This window comes from Salipiger sp. IMCC34102 (assembly GCF_004145405.1).
Lineage (GTDB): Bacteria > Pseudomonadota > Alphaproteobacteria > Rhodobacterales > Rhodobacteraceae > Loktanella.
Genome location: NZ_SELQ01000023.1, coordinates 1 through 1010, shown reverse-complemented (window position 1 = coordinate 1010; position 1010 = coordinate 1). Strand labels below are relative to the sequence as shown.

Genomic DNA, 1010 nt, shown 5'->3' with positions numbered 1-1010 from the left:
GCGATCAACACGCAAGGCGAGATCTACCACGCCACCGCCCTGCCCGTCCTGCAGGCCCTCCTCGACCGGATCGCGGCGCGCCACGGCGGCCCGGATAGCTCCGGCTGACACCAAGGGAGGGTCCCGTCCTTGCCGGTCCCGCACGCGGGACCGGTGCACCCGCTCTTCTTCGTTCTCCGAGCCTCACTGCCCGTCCTCGGTGCCGTCCGCGCACCGCAGTGCTTCCTATACCCAGATCGGATCCTGCTATGACCCAGACCACGCCTCCCCCCGCTACTTCGACGGCACGTCCTGCCCGTCCCTCCACGCCTGCGCCGCCCCGCCGCTGGGACGTCCTTGCCAATGCTGCTCTCGGCCGCCTTTATCCCGGCCATCCGGGGGCCGAAGCGACCAGCCTCCGGAGCTTCCTCGACGCCATGCGCCAGCCGGACGATCCGGACGACATCGCCCCCGCCGCACGCGAGATGCGGGACGACGCAGGTAGCCGGACCTCCGGTCCTGCGACGGCGGGCCGCTCTACCACCGATTCGACGCGGGACGCTTGGGGCCGTCCGGTGCTCTCGTCCCCGCCGGTCGTCCCAACCGAACTGGAGCCGTGGGACGCGAGGGCTCCGAAGGACGATGCGCGTTCTTCGAAGGGCGGCGCAGCTGCCGACGACACCGGTGCGACCCAAGCGGGCTTCGACCCCATCCTTGACCAGGAATGGGAGACCGACACCGAGACCCACGCGGCTTTCGAGGCCGCCCGTCGAAGCGGCGCGCCGGCAGCGGAAGGCATGACGGCCAGGGAGATCGCCGACGCCCTCGCCACGGGGAACGATCCGATGGCCATGGACAGTGCCGCGCGGATCTACGACCCGCCGCGGGCGGTCGAGCCGGGGGCCGTACTGGCGCTGGCACAGCTTGCGATGACCTACGGCGACCAGGCCGCGGTCAACGGCATCCTCGCCGACGGAGCCGCCTCGGTGCTGCTCTGCGCCACGTCCCAGGAGGCGACCCATGCCTGGACC

At 71.5% G+C, this 1010-nt stretch carries 1 protein-coding gene; it reads left to right on the top strand.

All coding sequences use genetic code 11. The annotated features are described in order from the left end of the window. Positions 1-416: 416 nt before the first annotated feature. A partial coding sequence (locus EU805_RS17225) for a hypothetical protein (RefSeq protein ID WP_207208140.1) occupies positions 417-1010 on the top strand: 594 nt, incomplete at its 3' end.